The sequence below is a fragment of the Acinetobacter sp. 1130196 genome, from assembly GCF_000588095.1.
Lineage (GTDB): Bacteria > Pseudomonadota > Gammaproteobacteria > Pseudomonadales > Moraxellaceae > Acinetobacter > Acinetobacter nosocomialis.
The window spans coordinates 56165-73572 of record NZ_JFWX01000013.1 but is presented as its reverse complement, the minus strand read 5'-3'; the positions used below and the strand labels follow the sequence as shown (position 1 = coordinate 73572).

The 17408-nt window shown below is 41.0% G+C and carries 19 protein-coding genes and 1 tRNA gene; 6 read left to right on the top strand and 14 right to left on the bottom strand.

All coding sequences use genetic code 11. The features are described from left to right. Positions 1-79: 79 nt before the first annotated feature. The 4 genes from J671_RS12950 (at position 80) to tcuB (ending at position 4564) form a co-directional block, all read left to right on the top strand. A complete protein-coding gene (locus J671_RS12950; RefSeq protein ID WP_031982488.1) occupies positions 80-874 on the top strand; it encodes a substrate-binding domain-containing protein in 795 nt (264 codons plus the stop codon). Between the two features lie 127 nt (positions 875-1001). Beyond that, positions 1002-1931 (top strand): LysR family transcriptional regulator, encoded by a 930-nt coding sequence (locus J671_RS12945; RefSeq protein ID WP_031982487.1) that lies wholly within the window; start codon positions 1002-1004, stop codon positions 1929-1931. A 103-nt stretch (positions 1932-2034) separates the two neighbouring features. Further along, on the top strand, positions 2035-3441 hold the full coding sequence (gene tcuA, locus J671_RS12940) for an FAD-dependent tricarballylate dehydrogenase TcuA (RefSeq protein WP_031982486.1): 1407 nt from the start codon (positions 2035-2037) through the stop codon (positions 3439-3441). Beyond that, positions 3431-4564 carry a tricarballylate utilization 4Fe-4S protein TcuB gene (tcuB, locus tag J671_RS12935; RefSeq protein ID WP_031982484.1) on the top strand — a complete coding sequence of 378 codons (1134 nt, stop codon included), beginning with the start codon at positions 3431-3433 and terminating at the stop codon, positions 4562-4564. The genes tcuA and tcuB overlap by 11 nt, the downstream gene beginning before the upstream one ends. A gap of 103 nt (positions 4565-4667) precedes the next feature. Here the strand turns inward: tcuB and J671_RS12930 are convergent, their stop codons facing one another. The 3 genes from J671_RS12930 to J671_RS12920 form a co-directional block, all read right to left on the bottom strand. After that, positions 4668-5897 (bottom strand): CaiB/BaiF CoA transferase family protein, encoded by a 1230-nt coding sequence (locus J671_RS12930; RefSeq protein WP_006581500.1) that lies wholly within the window; start codon positions 5895-5897, stop codon positions 4668-4670. A 51-nt stretch (positions 5898-5948) separates the two neighbouring features. Continuing rightward, on the bottom strand, positions 5949-7271 hold the full coding sequence (locus tag J671_RS12925) for an MFS transporter (protein ID WP_031982482.1): 1323 nt from the start codon (positions 7269-7271) through the stop codon (positions 5949-5951). Between the two features lie 224 nt (positions 7272-7495). Beyond that, positions 7496-8716, bottom strand: a complete 1221-nt coding sequence (locus tag J671_RS12920) for an acyl-CoA dehydrogenase (protein ID WP_006581502.1) — start codon at positions 8714-8716, stop codon at positions 7496-7498. 245 nt (positions 8717-8961) lie between these two features. Between J671_RS12920 and J671_RS12915 the strand changes: the two genes are divergently transcribed. Continuing rightward, positions 8962-9909: a LysR substrate-binding domain-containing protein gene (locus tag J671_RS12915; RefSeq protein ID WP_001254610.1), complete on the top strand. Its 948-nt coding sequence runs from the start codon at positions 8962-8964 to the stop codon at positions 9907-9909. A gap of 90 nt (positions 9910-9999) precedes the next feature. On the opposite strand, the gene J671_RS12910 is transcribed toward J671_RS12915, so the two are convergent. After that, positions 10000-11175 carry a zinc-binding dehydrogenase gene (locus tag J671_RS12910; RefSeq protein ID WP_006581503.1) on the bottom strand — a complete coding sequence of 392 codons (1176 nt, stop codon included), beginning with the start codon at positions 11173-11175 and terminating at the stop codon, positions 10000-10002. Positions 11176-11577: 402 nt separating this feature from the next. Between J671_RS12910 and add the strand changes: the two genes are divergently transcribed. Then, the gene (gene add / locus J671_RS12905) at positions 11578-12573 is read left to right on the top strand and encodes an adenosine deaminase (RefSeq protein WP_031944404.1); all 996 of its coding nucleotides are present in this window, start codon (positions 11578-11580) and stop codon (positions 12571-12573) included. A 157-nt stretch (positions 12574-12730) separates the two neighbouring features. On the opposite strand, the gene J671_RS12900 is transcribed toward add, so the two are convergent. The 10 genes from J671_RS12900 to J671_RS12860 form a co-directional block, all read right to left on the bottom strand. Then, positions 12731-12807: transfer RNA gene (locus J671_RS12900), tRNA-Pro, on the bottom strand. Positions 12808-13122: 315 nt separating this feature from the next. Further along, on the bottom strand, positions 13123-14283 hold the full coding sequence (locus J671_RS12895; RefSeq protein ID WP_031982481.1) for a tyrosine-type recombinase/integrase: 1161 nt from the start codon (positions 14281-14283) through the stop codon (positions 13123-13125). Positions 14284-14377: 94 nt separating this feature from the next. Then, positions 14378-15103, bottom strand: a complete 726-nt coding sequence (locus tag J671_RS12890; RefSeq protein ID WP_031982480.1) for a 3'-5' exonuclease — start codon at positions 15101-15103, stop codon at positions 14378-14380. Positions 15104-15113: 10 nt separating this feature from the next. Next, on the bottom strand, positions 15114-15467 hold the full coding sequence (gene ssb / locus J671_RS12885; protein WP_031982479.1) for a single-stranded DNA-binding protein: 354 nt from the start codon (positions 15465-15467) through the stop codon (positions 15114-15116). Beyond that, the gene (locus J671_RS12880; protein WP_031982477.1) at positions 15464-15664 is read right to left on the bottom strand and encodes a hypothetical protein; all 201 of its coding nucleotides are present in this window, start codon (positions 15662-15664) and stop codon (positions 15464-15466) included. Before J671_RS12880 ends, ssb begins: the two co-directional genes overlap by 4 nt. After that, entirely contained in the window at positions 15657-15968 is a 312-nt protein-coding gene (locus J671_RS12875; RefSeq protein WP_031982475.1) for a hypothetical protein, read from the bottom strand. The genes J671_RS12880 and J671_RS12875 overlap by 8 nt, the downstream gene beginning before the upstream one ends. 3 nt (positions 15969-15971) lie before the next feature. Continuing rightward, positions 15972-16460, bottom strand: coding sequence for a hypothetical protein (locus tag J671_RS12870; protein ID WP_031982474.1), 489 nt, complete (start codon positions 16458-16460; stop codon positions 15972-15974). Between the two features lie 2 nt (positions 16461-16462). Continuing rightward, positions 16463-16687: a hypothetical protein gene (locus J671_RS0104485; RefSeq protein ID WP_031982473.1), complete on the bottom strand. Its 225-nt coding sequence runs from the start codon at positions 16685-16687 to the stop codon at positions 16463-16465. After that, the gene (locus J671_RS12865; protein WP_031982471.1) at positions 16684-17121 is read right to left on the bottom strand and encodes a DUF2528 family protein; all 438 of its coding nucleotides are present in this window, start codon (positions 17119-17121) and stop codon (positions 16684-16686) included. Before J671_RS12865 ends, J671_RS0104485 begins: the two co-directional genes overlap by 4 nt. A 70-nt stretch (positions 17122-17191) precedes the next feature. After that, positions 17192-17389: a hypothetical protein gene (locus J671_RS12860; protein WP_031982470.1), complete on the bottom strand. Its 198-nt coding sequence runs from the start codon at positions 17387-17389 to the stop codon at positions 17192-17194. Positions 17390-17408 lie beyond the last annotated feature (19 nt).

Below are 17408 nucleotides of genomic sequence, written 5' to 3'. Positions count from 1 at the left end.
TAACCTGAAATTTTAATGAACAGTACGGCAGATCTTAAGTCTCCGTACTGTGCTCTCCTGTCATTAAAAGTGAGATACTATGAAAAAGTCCCCTATCTTCATGACCATTTGCCTAGCTGGTGCTGGCTTAGGTTCAACGCTTGCTAACGCAGATACGTTAGAAGTGATTAGCTCTGGCGGTTTCTATTCATCTATGGAAAAACTCATTCCAATATTTGAAAAGCAAACTGGTCATACGGTTCACCTTTCGTCTGGTTCATCTATGGGTGCATCGCCAACTGCAATTCCAAACCGTCTCGATCGTGGTGAACGCTTTGATGTGGTGGTATTGGCTGCTCCTGAACTAAGCAAACTTGCAGAAAAAGGTTATGTCGACCCAAATTCACAAAGCGCTTTAGTCAATTCAAGCATTGGTATGGCTGTGCCTAAAGGTGCACCAAAGCCAGACATTAGCTCCGCGGCAAAATTTGAAAAAGTTTTATTAAATGCCAAGCACATCGGCTATTCAGCAAGTGCGAGCGGTACACATCTTGAAAAAGATGTTTTCCCAAGCTTCCCACCTGTCGAGTACAAAGTGATTGCTGGTAAAGCAGAAAAAGTGGTAGGCGACCGCGTTGCAAAACGTATTGCCGAAGGCCAGTTTGATATTGGTTTCCAGCAAATTAGTGAAATCAAACCTTTTACCGGCAAATATGGTCAAGTTGAGTTAGTTGGTCCAATCCCTGCGCCTTACCAAAAAGTTACCGTATTTGCTGCTGGTATTGATAAAAACTCGGAACATGCAAAAGTCGCAAAAGAGTTAATCAAATTTGTGAAATCGCCTCAAGCGACACAAATTATTGAAGAACAGGGTCTTGAGCAGGTTAAACAATAAAAGCTCTAAAAGGCAACGTCTTGAGCAGATGTTGCTTTTATTGAACGGTTTACTCAAAGCAATAGAACAAAATATAGCGTAATAAACCAGTGTAGAATAATTAACAAAGGTCAAAGTAGAATTTGCCGTGGAACTTAAACAATTAAAGTACTTTATTGCAGTGATCGAGTCAGGAAGCTTAGGTAAAGCTGCAAAAAATCTCGATATTGGAACGTCTGCATTAAGTCAGCAAATCTCAAAATTAGAAAGCGAGCTTTCTATTCGCCTTTTACAACGTACTGCTTTGGGTACGGTTCCTACCCCTGCGGGTTTAGCTTTTTTTCAACAGGTTCAACTGGCACTTAGGCACTTAGACCATGCTGTAGACTCTGCACACTCTTCACGTTTAAGTGGTCATGTTACCGTCGGTTTTTCGCCAAGTGTCGCGTCGGTTATAGGCACACACTTTTTAAAACTCATGAGAAACCGTTATCCCGATATTAAAGTCCGTCTCATTGAAGGGTTATCGGGTGACCTCAAAGCATTAGTCAATGCAAGGCAGCTTGATGTTGCCATCATCTTTAGTGATGATGTCGACCCACAGTGGGCCATACAGCCTTTAGTTAAAGAACAGATGTTTTTAATCTCGCCTAAAGAAGTGCTGAGTCAGTACCATCTTGAAAACTGTATAGACACTCAAACAATTACTCATCCACAGCTTAAAGAACTTCCACTGATTTTACCGAGCCAAAGACATGGACTGCGTTTGTTGCTCGAACAGAAAATTCATCAGCTTAGAGTGGCCTATGAAATTGATGGGCTACATTTGTTAATGGAAAGCATTAGCCAACTCGAAATGGCAACCATCCAGCCTGCGGGTGCATCATTAAACTCACGGCAAGACTTATGTTTGCTACGCGTTGTAGAACCTGCCATTGAACGCATTAACTATTTAATTAGTTTGTCTGAAGAAGAGCTCTCACCTGCTACTTTAGCCACCAAAGTAGTGATTCGTGCTTGTGTAACCAACCTGATTAATGAAAAACGCTGGCCCGGTGCTGAACTCATAAACACTTAAGCGCTTAGTGTTTATTTTTATTAAACACCCATTCAAGCTTAGCCTCTCACTTCACCTTCCTTTTTAAAGCTACATTAACCTTAGCTGAGAAAGGGAGAAATCCATGCATGATGTGATTGTAATTGGTGGTGGGAATGCTGCGTTGTGTGCCGCACTCACAGCAAAAGAAAGTGGCGCTTCTGTGCTGGTCATAGAAGCAGCACCTAAAGAATGGCGTGGTGGTAATTCACAACACACTCGTAACCTTCGCTGCATGCATGATGCTCCTCAAGACGTATTAGTCGATGCTTATCCCGAAGAGGAATATTGGCAAGATCTACTTAAAGTCACAGCCGGAAAAACCAATGAACACTTAGCTCGTCTCGTTATTCGTAGCACGGCGACCTGTCGTGACTGGATGCGTAAACATGGTGTGAATTTTCAGCCACCGCTATCGGGTGCTTTGCATGTTGCACGTACCAATGCCTTTTTTATGGGTGGCGGTAAAGCCCTCATTAATGCGTATTACCGAAGTGCCCAAGAGCTTGGCATCGAGATTTTATACAACACAAAAATTAAAGATCTAAAGTTAAATCAAGGACATTTTGAAGCTGCAATTGCCGAAGATGGCCGCGTGTTTAAGGCGAAAAGCTGTGTATTGGCCGCAGGTGGTTTTGAGTCAAATTTGGAATGGTTAAGAGAAGCATGGGGACAAAATGAAAACGGCGAATGGCCTGCCGATAATTTCATTATTCGCGGAACTCGCTTTAATCAAGGCAACTTACTCAAATTTATGATAGATCAAGGCGCCGATATTATTGGTGACCCATCGCAATCGCACTGTGTAGCCGTAGATGCACGCGCACCGTTATATGACGGCGGTATCTGCACCCGTATCGACTGCGTTTCATTGGGAATTGTGGTTAATAACAAAGCCGAACGTTTTTACGATGAGGGCGAAGACTTCTGGCCAAAACGTTATGCGATTTGGGGCCGCCTTGTTGCCAAACAGCCTCAGCAAATCGCCTATTCGATTATTGATTCAAAAGCGATTGGGCGCTTTATGCCACCTGTGTTTGCGGGTGTAAAAGCAAATAGCATTCAAGAACTGGCCGAAAAAATCGGACTAGATGCAAAAACCTTATGCCACACCGTAGAAGAATTTAACCAAGCTTGTGTGCACGGCACCTTTAACCACACGGTTTTAGACGACTGCACCACCGAAAATATTGTTCCCAACAAAACCCATTGGGCTGTCCCTCTCGATCAGCCACCTTTCTATGCTTATGCCCTTAAACCCGGCATTACCTTTACCTATTTAGGTTTAAAAGTTGAAGACGATGCTGCGGTACGTTTTAACAATAAAGCCAGCCGCAACCTGTTTGTCGCAGGCGAAATGATGGCAGGTAACGTACTCGGTCAGGGTTATACCGCAGGCGTTGGTATGTCGATCGGCACAACCTTTGGACGCATTGCCGGAAAAAATGCTGCCCACTATGCACTTTCACAAGGAGTTGAACATGAATGCTAGTACCAAAGCCCTAATTCCAGTTGTTCAGCTCTCTGACCATGAGCAGGAAGTTCAAAGAGCCCTACAAATTTGTAATGCTTGTCGTTACTGTGAGTCTTTTTGTGCTGTATTTGCGGCCATGACCAAACGTCTTGAGTTTAACCAAGCCGATATTCATTACCTCGCAAACTTATGCCATAACTGTGGTGCTTGTTTACATGCTTGCCAATATGCCCCGCCACATGAGTTTGGTGTAAATATTCCAAAAGCGATGGCACAAGTACGTTTGGAAACTTACCAAGAGTTTGCGACCCCTCAGCCTTTAGGCCGACTTTATAAGTCTGTAGGAATTCCTTTTGTCTCGGCGTTATCAGTTATTTTCTTTTTATGCATGTTAGCTGTGGTGTGGTACAAAGGCATTGACCTGTTTGCAGGCTATCAAGGTAATTTCTACGCGATTTTCCCGCATAACTTTTTAGCTCTACTGTTTGGAGCGACCTTTACAGTTGCGATTGTTTTGCTCGGCATTGGGATTAGTAAATTTTGGCGACAGACGTCTAAAGTTATTCACGGCAAAGTTGAGAAACCAGACCTTATTCAAGCCTCTCAAAATGTTTTAACGCTTAAATATTTAGATGGTGGACATGGTAAAGGCTGTAATGAGCAAGATGACCGTTACACACAAATTCGCCGCGTGTTCCATCACCTCACCTTTTATGGCTTTATGCTTTGCTTTGCAGCCACAGGCGTAGCGACTTTATATCACTATTTCCTTAACCTGCATGCACCTTACCCTATCTTTAGCTTGCCTGTGATTTTGGGTACGTTGGGTGGGTTTGGCTTAGTGATTGGACCATCTGGCTTGCTCTATTTAAACCTTAAACGCCACCCATTACATGGTGACCGCGAGCAAAAACCTGTAGATCGAGGCTTTATTTTCCTTTTAATTTTAGTCAGTGCTTCAGGTTTAGCTCTCATGGCATTTCGTAATACCCCTTACATGGCACTTTTACTGATTTTCCATTTAGCTACAGTCATGACCTTCTTCATTACCATGCCATTTGGAAAGTTCGCACACGGTTTTTACCGCAGTGCTTCTTTACTCAAATTTGCCATCGAAGAGCGTATTTCTAAAAAGTCATAAGTTCAAGATTAGAAAAACTTCCTAATAAAAAACCGCTATAAAAGCGGTTTTTTATATTCAACTACAATGATAATTGAATGGCCATATTGAAAACGGTAATAGCTTAAGCAATTTTTCCATCAATAATGCCCTTCTCTTTTAATGCAGCAAGCTCTTCTGCTGTTTTAAATCTCGATAAGATTTGAGCGGTATGTTCACCCAACTCTGGCGGTGCATGATGATATTCAACGGGAGTATCAGACAACTTGATGGGTGAGCCTATGGTTTGAAAGTTTTCATTTAAACGATGAGGAATATTCACCACCAAATTACGATGGACGATTTGTGGTTCAGCCAAAGCATCTTCAATAGAGTTGATTACACCTACGGGTACTTTAAGCGCATGAATCATGTCGACCCACTCTTTGGCAGTTTTCTGCAAAAAGTGCTCCGACAATAAAGGAATCAATTCATCTCGATATTTGACGCGGTCTTGGTTACGCACAAACTTTTCATTTTCGAGTAGTTCTGGATAACCAATCGCAACACACAAGTCTTTAAACTGTTTGTCATTACCACAAGCAATAATAAATTCTTTATCTTTAGCCTTAAAAGTTTGATAAGGCACAATGCTTGGGTGTTGATTACCCATGCGCTGTGGGGCCTTACCTGAAGCTAAATAGTTCATTCCCTGATTTGCCAGTGCCGCGACCTGTACATCAAGGAGTGACATATCAATATATTGACCACGTCCCGTTTGCGAGCGTGCAATCAATGCGGCTTGAATGGCAATGGTTGAATATAAACCAGTTTGAATATCTACAACAGCCACGCCAACTTTTTGTGCACCACCGCCGGCAACATCATCAGGCTCGCCGGTAATGCTCATTAAGCCTGACATACCCTGAATAATAAAATCATAGCCGGGTTCTTCTGCACGTGGGCCATCTTGCCCAAAACCGGTAATCGAACAATACACAATGTTCGGGTTCAGCTCACTTAAGGAAGCATAGTCCAAACCATATTTAGCCAAAGACCCTGTCTTATAATTTTCAATCACCACGTCGGCAGTCTTGGCAATTTCATAAATTACGGCCTGACCTTCGGGTGTAGTAATGTCCACCGCAACCGAATATTTATTGCGGTTGGTACACTGAAAATAGCCAGATTCACGGGTCATGTTTCCGTCTTGATCGGGCATCCATGGTGGCCCCCACATACGAGTGTCATCACCAACTCGAGGACGTTCAATTTTAATCACTTCCGCGCCAAGGTCTGCCAAGATTTGCCCGCACCAAGGCCCTGCAAGTACACGACTTAAATCTAAAACTCGAATTCCTTGTAATGCACCCATAACGATACCCTTATCTTTTTAGAAGGTACTAATGCACCTCCCTGTCATTGTTTATGATTGTCTTTGTGGATCGTACTGACGATCTTTAATAAATAAGCCTGGCAATACCCCTGCAACAAAATACGCAGCACCCATCACAATAAAGGCCATGGCAAAAGTTCCACCCGATGCCAAGAAACCAATGGTGGCTGGTGCAATCGCTGCCCCGACACGACCAATGTTATAAGCACCGCCAATGGCTGTTCCGCGTACATCGGTTGAAAAGCTTTCAGCCATATAAGTCGCATTTACACCGTATGGAATGCCATATAAGAAGCCAAAGGTGATTAATAAATACAAAATATTGTCAGGGGTATTGAAGAAAATAATGATTGGCAAAAACACGGCGCTAGCTATTGTTCCAAACACAAAAACAGCACGGCGATTAAATTTATCAGCAAGATAACCCGCTAAAATTTTGCCTAGAATCATTGCTGTATATGAACCCACCATATAACTGGTTAAGTTTTTAAAGTTCATATGCACTTCTGTTTCTAAATAGCTTGGCATCCAGTTGTTAATGCCGTAATAACCAAACTGCAAGAAGAATGCTGTGGTCATCCATAACAAAAACATTTTACGGTGCTTAAAGTTATTAAAGATTTGCTTATAGATACTGCTACTTTTCGGCTTTTCAGCCACCACCATTTCTTTTGGTTGTCTATTGCCTTGTAAGCTTTCAATTTTGGTGAGCTGCCAAGATTTTGGCTCTGGCACAAATCGTTGCAGGAAAATATTAACGAAAGCAGGTACTACGGTCAGAAAGAACAAAACACGCCAGCCATGATCTGGAATAATTGCGCCAGCTAATAGGGTCGCTGCAATATAACCTACAGTCTGACCCGTCTGTAACGTGCCCAAGACCGTGGTACGGTAAGTGGTGGGCACATATTCAGCCATTAAGGTATTACAAGCCATATAGAGTGCTCCGATTCCTAAAGCACCAGTAAAACGTAAAGCCATAAATTGCTCGAAGCTTTGCGTAAAGCCCAATAAGCAAGTTGCTACAGAAAAGAAGGTCACCGAGTTGGCAATGGTTCGTACACGACCAAACTTGTCACATGCCCAGCCACCCAAAACCCCGCCAATACCCATACCTGCTAAAGAAGCACTACCTAAGGCACCCGCTTGAAAGGTACTTAACCCAAACTCTGCCTTTAAACTGGTCAAGCTATAAGACAGCAGCATAATATCAATGCCATCGACCACCATCGCAAAATAAGCAAATAACAATGCCCATTTCCATGTATTCGGTCCGATCTTTTCATATGTTCCAAGATTGCTTGGAAATGTAGTTCTCAATTCTTTCGATATTACTTGAACGTCATTGTTCATCTTTAGTTCCTCATTTTCCCAAATGAGTCATCGGCAGCCTACTTATGTTTTCTGTATGACTTAATCTTTTACATTTTCATCATCTTACATTTGGTTTTAAGTACACAGAGGTACATCTTCACATGAGTATCCTTACGATGAATCTTGTCATTTTCCATAAATTTTTGCGTAAAAATCCCTACAGGTGCTCCCAAAAGAACACCTCTATTTTTAAAATGAATGAGTTAGTTACTAAATGCGGCTATGCCTGTTTGTGCACGACCTAAAATCAAGGCATGAACGTCATGTGTGCCTTCATAAGTATTTACGACTTCAAGATTGACCAAATGACGTGCTACGCCAAACTCGTCACTAATGCCGTTTCCACCCATCATGTCACGTGCCATGCGGGCAATATCAAGTGCCTTTCCACAGTTATTACGCTTAATTAGGGACGTGCCTTCAACTGATGCAATGCCTTCATCTTTCATACGGCCGAAACGTAAAGCTGCTTGTAGACCCAAAGCAATTTCCATTTGCATATCTGCCAGTTTCTTTTGAATCAGCTGATTTGCAGCCAACGGACGACCAAATTGTTTACGGTCCATGGTGTATTGATGTGCAGTATGCCAGCAGAACTCAGCAGCACCCATTGCCCCCCATGCAATGCCATAGCGAGCGCTATTTAGACAGGTAAATGGGCCTTTTAAACCTCGAATTTCAGGAAACGCATTTTCTTCAGGTACAAAAACGTTATCCATCACAATTTCACCTGTAATCGAGGCACGTAAACCGACCTTGCCATGAATGGCAGGCGCAGATAGACCTTCCCAGCCCTTTTCTAAAATGAAGCCTCGAATGTCACCCACATTGCCTTCCGCAGAAACTTCTTTTGCCCAAACGACAAATACATCAGCAATTGGACTGTTGGTAATCCACATTTTTGCGCCACTTAAACGGTAACCACCGTCAACTTTTTTAGCACGAGTAATCATACTGCCCGGGTCTGAACCATGGTCAGGTTCAGTCAAACCAAAACAGCCAATGTATTCACCAGTGGCAAGTTTAGGTAAGTACTTTTGCTTTTGTTCTTCAGTACCAAATTCATGAATTGGAACCATCACCAATGAGCTTTGCACGCTCGCCATAGAACGGTAGCCCGAGTCGACATATTCAATTTCACGCGCAACCAAACCATAACTCACATAGTTCAAACCCGCGCCGCCATATTGCTCAGGAATGGTTGGCCCCAGTAAGCCAAGCTCTCCCATTTCACGAAAAATAGATGGATCTGTTGTTTCATGACGAAATTGTTCAAGTACACGTGGTTGCAAACGTTCTTGACAATAGGCATGAGCCGCATCACGAATCATGCGCTCATCTGGGCTAAGCTGTTGCTCAATTAAAAATGGGTCTTGCCAGTTAAATTGAACTTTTGCTTTTTTTGTTGTCACCATGTGATTCATCGCATCCTCTGCTTGATTTGATCTTCTTTATTTAACTCGATGTTATGCGTGAAAAATTCAGTAATCAAACGATAAATGTTCATGCAGATATGCAACTTACGCATATTTAAAATAAGAAGGTTTAAATTTAGATATTTAATTCATTGTATTTCATTAAAAATGGCTTATTTTTATACTAAACTCGGATATTTGCATGTAGGTCATATGCTGTTTTGAAATATGATGACAAATAAAAGGATTTATTTATGCGAAGAAGCATCCCATCCATTCAGGGCCTGATTTGCTTTGAAAGTGCAGCAAAACATCTAAGTTATACCTATGCTGCGCAAGAGCTATGCATTACTCAAAGTGCAGTTTCGCGCCAAATTCAGCAGTTAGAAGACTTCTTGGGCGTTGAACTCTTTATACGTACTCGGCATGGTGTTGAACTCACCATTGCTGGTCAACAGTATTTTAAAAGTATTAAACCTTACTTATTAGGCTTAGAGAAATGTACGGCCGATGTGATTTCTCATAAAGGTTTAGGTGGAACATTAAAGTTAGGTGTAGTTCCTACCTTCGCAACGCGATGGTTATTACCCAAGCTCCATCTTTTAAATCAAAAACACCCTGAAATTACGGTTCATTTAGAAACCAGTACCAAGCCCTTTTTATTTAATGACAATATTTTTGATGCTGCGATTTTTGCAGGTACGCAGCAGCAGATTGACCACTGGCCCGGCATACAAGCACATTATTTAATGGATGAAGAAATTGTACCTGTGTGCTCACCAAGACTCATCGAAAAGTATTTTCCAGATGCTGTGATGATTAATGAGAATACTTATGATTTAAGCCCTGAAGATTTGCTGAAAATCCCCCTACTACAACAAACCACTCGGCCTAGTATTTGGCAAGAATGGTTTCTGACTCATCACATGCAGCACCCGAAACCTTTTGATGGACAACGTCACGAGTTATTTTCAATGCTTGCGGTTGCTGCGAGTCATGACATGGGAATGGCTTTAATTCCACAAATGCTGATTGAGTCTGAACTACAAAAAAAAGAACTGGTGATTGTTTCCAATAAAAAACTAAAAGGCAGCCGGAAGTACTATCTCATTCATTCGAGCCAAGACATCTCACCGACTATTCAAAAATTTGTTGAGTGGATTTACCAAGAACTAGAACAACTAAAGACTAATACGAATTAGCTCAGCAGCTTTCATTTACACTCAATACTCATAAAAGGTTGTGATTAATCAAATCACAACCTTTTTAGTTAAGCGTTAATGGCTTTGAAATTAATGACTCATTAATTGAATATCTGAACCGCTACGTTTAGGGTCAATCAAGATTTTGGCATGCTGTTCAGGATCACGTAACGCTTCAAATGCATTAGTTACACCTTCTAGGCCAACAACACCCGTAATGAGCGGTGAACAGTTCACTTTACCTTCTGCAATCATGTGTAGCGCATCTCTAAACTCAAGCGGCGTGTATCCCAATACAAACTGAATTTCTAACTCTTTATTAATCGCAAGTGCTGGTTCTATTTTGTCACTTTGCATGCACACGCCCACCCCAACAATTCGGGAAAATAAAGGTGCACCTTCAATAATTTGCTGTAAAACGCCCGGTACGCCAACACACTCAAAAATAACAGGGCGTTTTGGCAGAGCGCCTAATTTATCAATCATGCGCCATCCATGCCACCACGGTAAACGAGTCGCTTGTAACTTATCAAACAGCCCCATGCCCATGTTAATGGCATCCGAAACATTGCCAAGTAAACCAAACTCTTTCCAGTTGGCAAATGGCGATGTCTCTTTAGGGTCTACCACAATATCCGCACCACATTGCTCGGCAAGCTTACGGCGGTTTGGAGAAAAGTCACTGGCAACTACGGTTTTAACCCCCGCTGCTTTAAGCATTAATATGACACCTAACCCAACAGGACCACAACCGACCACAATCGCAGGCTCACTTGTTTTTACACGGCTACGGCGAACAGCATGCAATGCAACTGCCATCGGTTCAGTCATGGCAGCACTATCTGCATCTAGACCATTCGGTACTTCAAACATCAAGCTTGATTGAGCCAATACTTGCTCGGCATAACCACCCGAAGCATTTGGAGAAAGGCCTGTTGACAAATAACCATGCTGATCTACATTTAAAAGCGGCATTGCACAAACGAGTGTATCCGCTTTAAATTTATGGCGTGTTTTTGGGCCGTAGTCTAAAACCTTGCCGCAAAACTCATGTCCTAGTACAAACGGGTCTGTGGACTTCGCTAAACCATTAAACCCTACACGTGCAGCCAAATCATGCATGTGGTCGCAGTGGTGCTGCATATGTAAATCTGAACCACAGATCCCGCATCGCACCACTTCCAATAAAACTTGCCCTTTTGCAGGTGTTAAGTTCGGTTGCTCCACGACTTGTAATGTTGCTTGATGACAAAGTACCGACTTCATTTGAGTGCTTCCTATTTCTTCTTTTTCATTTACTTGCCAGAAATAGATTTCTACAGATAAATTAATCGCTTTATCGGTTTGGTCTTTAGCAAGCCTTTATTCATCTTTACAAGTAAAAGCCAAAATACCAATGACCATTCTTCAGCCAATCTACTCTTGAAGAGTCAACAAAAAACAGGCTCAGCGAAATTAAAAACAATAAAAATCTTTATGCTCGTATCTTACACAGACTGGGTTGTCTTCTTAGGCCAGAACAATGTCATCAAAATTAAAACTTATACAAATATAGTAAGTTCAAAAAACTCAACTCAACGCTTTTCACAAAAACATAGCAAAACCAAACTATTATCAGTGGCTCTAAACAGGCATGATGAACTGATACGAACAGATAAGAAGAAATCCATGATTGCAAAAACGCTTCCACTTACAGATATACACCGCCACCTTGATGGAAACATTCGCATTCAAACCATTTTAGAGTTGGGGCAACAATACCATTTAGATTTACCTGCTTACGACATTGAATCTTTACGACCACACGTACAAGTGATGGATAACCAACCAGACTTATTAAGTTTTTTATCGAAGCTCGATTGGGGCGTAAAGGTATTAGCGAGCCTAGATGCCTGCAAACGTATTGCTTTTGAAAATATGCAAGATGCAGCACAACAAGGCCTAGACTATGTAGAGTTACGTTTTTCACCGGGTTATATGGGAATGACACATCAACTTCCACTTGAAGGGGTTGTTGAAGCAGTTATTGCTGGCGTAAAAGAAGGCAGCCAAGCTTACGGGGTAAAAGCGAATTTAATTGGCATTATGAGCCGTACTTTTGGCCAAGAAGCCTGCGAAAAAGAATTAAATGCCCTACTTGCCCATAAAAATGATATTAAAGCGCTGGATCTCGCTGGAGATGAGCTTGGTTTTCCGGGCAATTTATTTATTGAACACTTTAAAAAAGCGCGTGATGCAGGTTGGCACATTACGGTACATGCAGGCGAAGCTGCTGGCCCAGAGAGTATTTGGCAAGCCATTGAAGAATTAGGTGCAGAACGGATTGGGCATGGTGTTAAAGCCGTTCAAGATTTAAAACTTCTAGATTATTTGGCTAAACACCAGATTGGTATTGAATCTTGTCTCACCTCAAATATTCAAACCAACACAGTGCCTTCTTTAGCAGAGCATCCATTAAAGACTTTTTTAGAACATGGTGTGCTTGCCACTATTAATACAGATGACCCAGCGGTTGAAGGTATTGAAATACAACATGAATATTTAACTGCTGCCCCACTAGCAGGTTTAAGCCCAGAGCAAATTTATACAGCTCAACAAAATGGACTTAAAATCGCATTTTTATCAGAACAAGAAAAAGATGAGTTAAGGCAGAAATATCAATAACAGAGAACAGAACTTATTTAAACAAGTTCAAATATTGGAGTGTGTATGAATTAAAATTTAAATATATAAAAACAAAAAAATTCCTTCTGTCTGTAAGACTAGAAGAAATTATTTTCAATATTTGGGATATTTTAGAAAGCTTGAACGCTTTTAAATATGGTCGGAGCAGTAGGATTCGAACCTACGACCCCCTGGTCCCAAACCAGGTGCACTACCAGGCTGTGCTATGCTCCGAAATTGGGGTGAATGACGGGATTCGAACCCACCATAATCTATGTATTAGCTCTATATTTATTAATAACTTAGCTTACACGCATCTGATAGATGGGTTGAATATGGGAATTTAGTCATATTTTGATCTGAATCAAACTTACTCATACTTTGATTATTGATGTTTTTTCCATCATTATTTTTCAATGACTTATACTTCTTTATTGAATAGACTTAAAATGAAGTAATGGAGTAATAAATAAAAAAAGTGCCTTAATATTTAGGCACTTATAGTAAAAATATTATGTCTATTTTGAAGTAATTAAAAAGTAAGTTTCATTACATCGAAATATAGTTATTCAGCTTTGTGATGTAGTCAGGCAGATCTTCTGCGATTAACTTTCCATAATGCTTATAAATCATTGACGTATCACTATGACCAAGCTGCTCTGCAATCCACTCCGGAGGAACTTGGCCTGAGGTTAAAAGCTGGCTGGCAAAGGTATGCCGACCTTGATTGATTCCACGCCCACGTACCTTCGCTTTTTTTAAATGTTTATTCCAGCGGTACCTGAGTTCGTGGTATTCGAAGTGATTTGAGCGTTCATGATTGCCCCAAACAAAGCGGACTTTTTCTATACGTTTGGTCTTGTTGTCACGCTGCAGTACTTCAATGGTTTTTGGTCTTGTATTACCTGTAGTTTGATATTGCTTTTTAAGTGCTTGAATAGCCGGTTCGAGCAGCTTGATTCGTCTTTTTCTACGTCGGTTTTTAGTGACGCGATAAATACCCCGGACATAGGATCTGGATATTTGAATGGTACCGTTCTCCAGATCGATATCTTCCCAAGCGATAGGAATTTGTTCTGACATTGAAAGTCCAGTCCAGAATAAGCATGGCAATAGATTTTGAATATCGAGATCTGTTTCAGTATTTAAAATCATGGCGATTTCGACTTTGCTAAATGGATCCGGCTCTGGTGGATCAAGCTGATGAATCACAATATTTTCAAATGGGTTATAGGGCATTTGCTTTTCATCTCTCCAGATCGCATGGATCTGCGCGAACCGAGTAATTATTTCTCGCACTGTTTTGTTGTTTAGCGACTCCTTTAGATCTTCAATCCATCTTTTAAGCATGTTGGTATTGATATCTTTTGGATGAATTTTCCCAAATTTAGGGACGATATGGTTGTTTACATGACCACGATAAGAATCATATGTACTCGGTGCAACTTCTCTTATGGTTTGATCAAGATATTGCTGGGCATAGTAGCTGACTTGATTTTTTTTAATATTTTTAGAGTTTGGGAAGTGTTTGGCCAGTTGAAATTGATCGAGCTGGATCTCCAATTTAATGAGGTTGGCCAGCTTCTCTGCGCGTTCCTGATTTTCTGGTGTAAATGGCCAGTCGAGTGTTTCTTTAATTAGTGGTTCAGTTGCGATCGGTCGCATCCAGATGCGCATCGATTTTCCGCGAATTTCTAATCCTGCAGACATGGAAAGTCCTACATTTAAGTATCTTGAATGATTGGGGTTATTTTAAAAGATTGCCCCTCCGTTCGGAGGTGCATGAAAGGTGCTTTTGAGCAGCTTAAATGAAAGGAAGCTCCTCTTCTTCGCGTGAATGAAGTTCAGCTTCGATTGCAGTCAGTAAATATTGATCATCTGACTTTCTTGCAATGTATTCCAGATCATAGCTGGATAGGTCTGCAATGGCTTTACCTCGATGAGGGCCATAAAAAATATGGGTGGGTATTCTGGCCATTTGTGAAAATTGATAAAGCTCTTCCATTGATTTGATTTGTCTTACTCGGACAATATTCAATAAAAGCGCATGTGTTGTTTTGCAATCATTCAAAGCAGAATGAGCACCTCTCACACCTCGCCTTGTTGCTTTCCGATCAGAGCTTAATTGATAAGCCAAAGCTGTTAATTTATGAGACTCAAAATGTGGCCAGAGGTATCTGGCCATTGCCAATGTGCAGATTCGCTTGATGCTCGATGTATCTGTACCAGCACGTTCAATCGCTTCGATGTCGTAGTCAATATTATGGCCGATCAGATATTCAATATTATCTTTTGGCAGTTTGAACTTGGTAAATGAAGGACACTTAACAAGATCTTCATCCACAATATGATGTATGGCCATCGCTGCAATTGAGATTGGTTCACTTGGTTTATAGCGTTTAGTGAAATCAAACATAGTTGGAATGATTGGATAATCAGTAAATGGCTGAAAATGAACTTCCATCGCTGCAGCTTCAATAATATCGCCATGCAGTTTATGTGTTTCTGTATCAAAAATGAGAGCAGTCATATTGTTTACCTCACACTGGACTTGCAATCGGAGCACTATCAAGTGCTTGAAGGCTATGAACTTTCACTTCCGTGATGTAGTTTTCTTGTCGGTTTTGATCTGTCCATTTACGTGTGTGTAATGAACCTTCGATATAGACTTTTGAGCCTTTTTTTAGATATTGGCATGCAATTTCACCCAAACGGCCATGCGCTACGATGCGATGCCATTCGGTATTTTCACGATATTCACCCGTTTGTTTATCTTGCCAACGTTCACTTGTTGCAATTGAAAATTGCGCGTAACCGCTGCCGTTAGGGAAATGCTTAGCAATTGGATTTGCGCCGAGTGATCCGACCAGAATAACTTTATTGATTCCTCTCATGCTGCTAGTACTCCCATATCAATCAAACCTTGACGTTTCATCACGTTTATTTTTGCATGTACGCCCATTCGATCACGCTGAAGTACTTCTGCAATGCGGTGCACCGGATAATGATCTTTAAGCATTGAAAGTAAGACTTTTTCTTCGCATGGCCACCATCCACCACGGGTGATGGCAAATTTTGAGTTTTTAGCCATTAGACTTCTCCTGGTCTAATTCACAGCGACATTTACCAATTCGGAAATATTCAATTGGCCCTGGTGCATCGATTGGAGAAAACTCTCTTCTGTTGAACTCATAGATTTTGTTTTTTGATTTGATACTGAACTCATCTCCACTGATATCGATAATTTTTCCGATGAAAGCTTTTTGATTGATGCTTACAAGTCCATTACCAATAGGTTTACGGGTTTCGAGCATGCAATTGACTTCATCACCCACCTTGAATGAATCAAAATCAGGAAGAATAAGACCACCACATTTACAATGATATTTAGACATGATTTATCCCTCCTGAGCCTGTTCTTCACGCATTTCTTGAATGCATTCTTCAAGATGCTGGATGCAGCGTGCTTTAGAATTGAAAGGGCCTTGCCAGCACTCATTAAAATGAATGTCCCATTCCACTATTCCGTGCTCTTCATATTGATCCATCTGAACAGTCCCAAAAAATGGAACGTCATGCGCAAACCAGGATCTATTGTCATCTGTACCAAATTTGATTTTTGAGTTTTGAGTGATCGCTTCGGCTTTATAAACCTGTTCGGCATGTTTGATCAGATTCGCTACTGGCGTACCCTTCATAAACCATGTTTGGCCAATCATGCAGTGATTATCGAGCGTTAAATACTGAATTGAGTTCAAAAATGTTAGCCAACAAATTTCAGTTGTGTAGTCGTCATAACATTCCAGATCTTCATTCCAGATAAAATCTTTTAAGTCATTGCCCATTATTGACTCAAATTTCAGATGTAATTCTGTTTTCTCTGACATGGTTAAGCTCCCAGTACTGCATTGCTTGGCATATTTTTAAGAATTACAACTTGCTGATTTGACCATCTTTGACGAAATTTTCTTTCATAGTCAGATAATGGCCGTGGTACCAGTGGTTCCTTTCTTTTTTTATGTGCATAGTTGCAACGTTTGCAGTAGTCGCTACCACCGGAAAAGTTTGGATGATTTAAGTGCGGTGTTAGAACTGCAGTAGAGATTTCGCTCATGATGAAGCTCCTTCTGCTTGAACCGGTTCAAACTCAAAATCATCACCGCTGATGTAATTATCAAAATAGAGTTTGGTGATTTCAAAGCAATCTGAGTCCCAACCTTCTTTCTGAAAAATGGTGTTAATTCCCCATCTGTATGGTGGATACCCGACATTATCTTTTCCTTGAAAACACGCATTGAAAACGTCAACCGCAATCATCTTTAACATGACTTTGACGATGTCTCCCCCATTCTCATCTAATCTATTTTGATGATTTGACCAGAATGTATTGTGTTCATGCAGCATTTCATCTGTGCATTTAATGACTAATGTGAACTGAAGATCACACGTATCACTCATGTGGTGAGTAACTTTAAAGGTACGTGGTTCACAGCGAAGATATTCAGGAATTTCCGCTTGTGGTGTTTCTACGTTAGAATCGTGTTGCATTGTTTAGTCTCCTGACTGGGTGATGTAGCACATACAGAAGTGGCCGCTTTTGTATGTGCGCTAAAAACTCTCAACTAAGTTTAGAAAGTTCCTGATCAATGATTGTTTCAATGGATGTTAATGTTTGTTCAGAAGCTCCATATAAATATGGGTAGCTCAATTCACTCCGGTTCTGATTCTCTTTAGTTTGCATCTCCCGAAAGCTTTCTATTTTTCCTTTGATTGCTTTAAATACCACCTTGATTTCAATCATTTCTTTATCGATCATATTGATCTCCTTAAATTGT

Bases quoted from the DNA above. Each gene is read 5' to 3' on its own strand.
- J671_RS12865 (WP_031982471.1), bottom strand. From the start codon at position 17,121: ATGCAACACGATTCTAACGTAGAAACACCACAAGCGGAAATTCCTGAA.
- tcuA (WP_031982486.1), top strand. From the start codon at position 2,035: ATGCATGATGTGATTGTAATTGGTGGTGGGAATGCTGCGTTGTGTGCC.
- J671_RS12920 (WP_006581502.1), bottom strand. From the start codon at position 8,716: ATGAATCACATGGTGACAACAAAAAAAGCAAAAGTTCAATTTAACTGG.
- J671_RS12895 (WP_031982481.1), bottom strand. From the start codon at position 14,283: ATGTCTGCAGGATTAGAAATTCGCGGAAAATCGATGCGCATCTGGATG.
- J671_RS12890 (WP_031982480.1), bottom strand. From the start codon at position 15,103: ATGACTGCTCTCATTTTTGATACAGAAACACATAAACTGCATGGCGAT.
- J671_RS12870 (WP_031982474.1), bottom strand. From the start codon at position 16,460: ATGTCAGAGAAAACAGAATTACATCTGAAATTTGAGTCAATAATGGGC.
- add (WP_031944404.1), top strand. From the start codon at position 11,578: ATGATTGCAAAAACGCTTCCACTTACAGATATACACCGCCACCTTGAT.
- J671_RS12875 (WP_031982475.1), bottom strand. From the start codon at position 15,968: ATGTCTAAATATCATTGTAAATGTGGTGGTCTTATTCTTCCTGATTTT.
- J671_RS12925 (WP_031982482.1), bottom strand. From the start codon at position 7,271: ATGAACAATGACGTTCAAGTAATATCGAAAGAATTGAGAACTACATTT.
- J671_RS12860 (WP_031982470.1), bottom strand. From the start codon at position 17,389: ATGATCGATAAAGAAATGATTGAAATCAAGGTGGTATTTAAAGCAATC.
- J671_RS12915 (WP_001254610.1), top strand. From the start codon at position 8,962: ATGCGAAGAAGCATCCCATCCATTCAGGGCCTGATTTGCTTTGAAAGT.
- J671_RS12880 (WP_031982477.1), bottom strand. From the start codon at position 15,664: ATGGCTAAAAACTCAAAATTTGCCATCACCCGTGGTGGATGGTGGCCA.
- J671_RS0104485 (WP_031982473.1), bottom strand. From the start codon at position 16,687: ATGAGCGAAATCTCTACTGCAGTTCTAACACCGCACTTAAATCATCCA.
- J671_RS12910 (WP_006581503.1), bottom strand. From the start codon at position 11,175: ATGAAGTCGGTACTTTGTCATCAAGCAACATTACAAGTCGTGGAGCAA.
- J671_RS12950 (WP_031982488.1), top strand. From the start codon at position 80: ATGAAAAAGTCCCCTATCTTCATGACCATTTGCCTAGCTGGTGCTGGC.
- tcuB (WP_031982484.1), top strand. From the start codon at position 3,431: ATGAATGCTAGTACCAAAGCCCTAATTCCAGTTGTTCAGCTCTCTGAC.
- J671_RS12930 (WP_006581500.1), bottom strand. From the start codon at position 5,897: ATGGGTGCATTACAAGGAATTCGAGTTTTAGATTTAAGTCGTGTACTT.
- ssb (WP_031982479.1), bottom strand. From the start codon at position 15,467: ATGAGAGGAATCAATAAAGTTATTCTGGTCGGATCACTCGGCGCAAAT.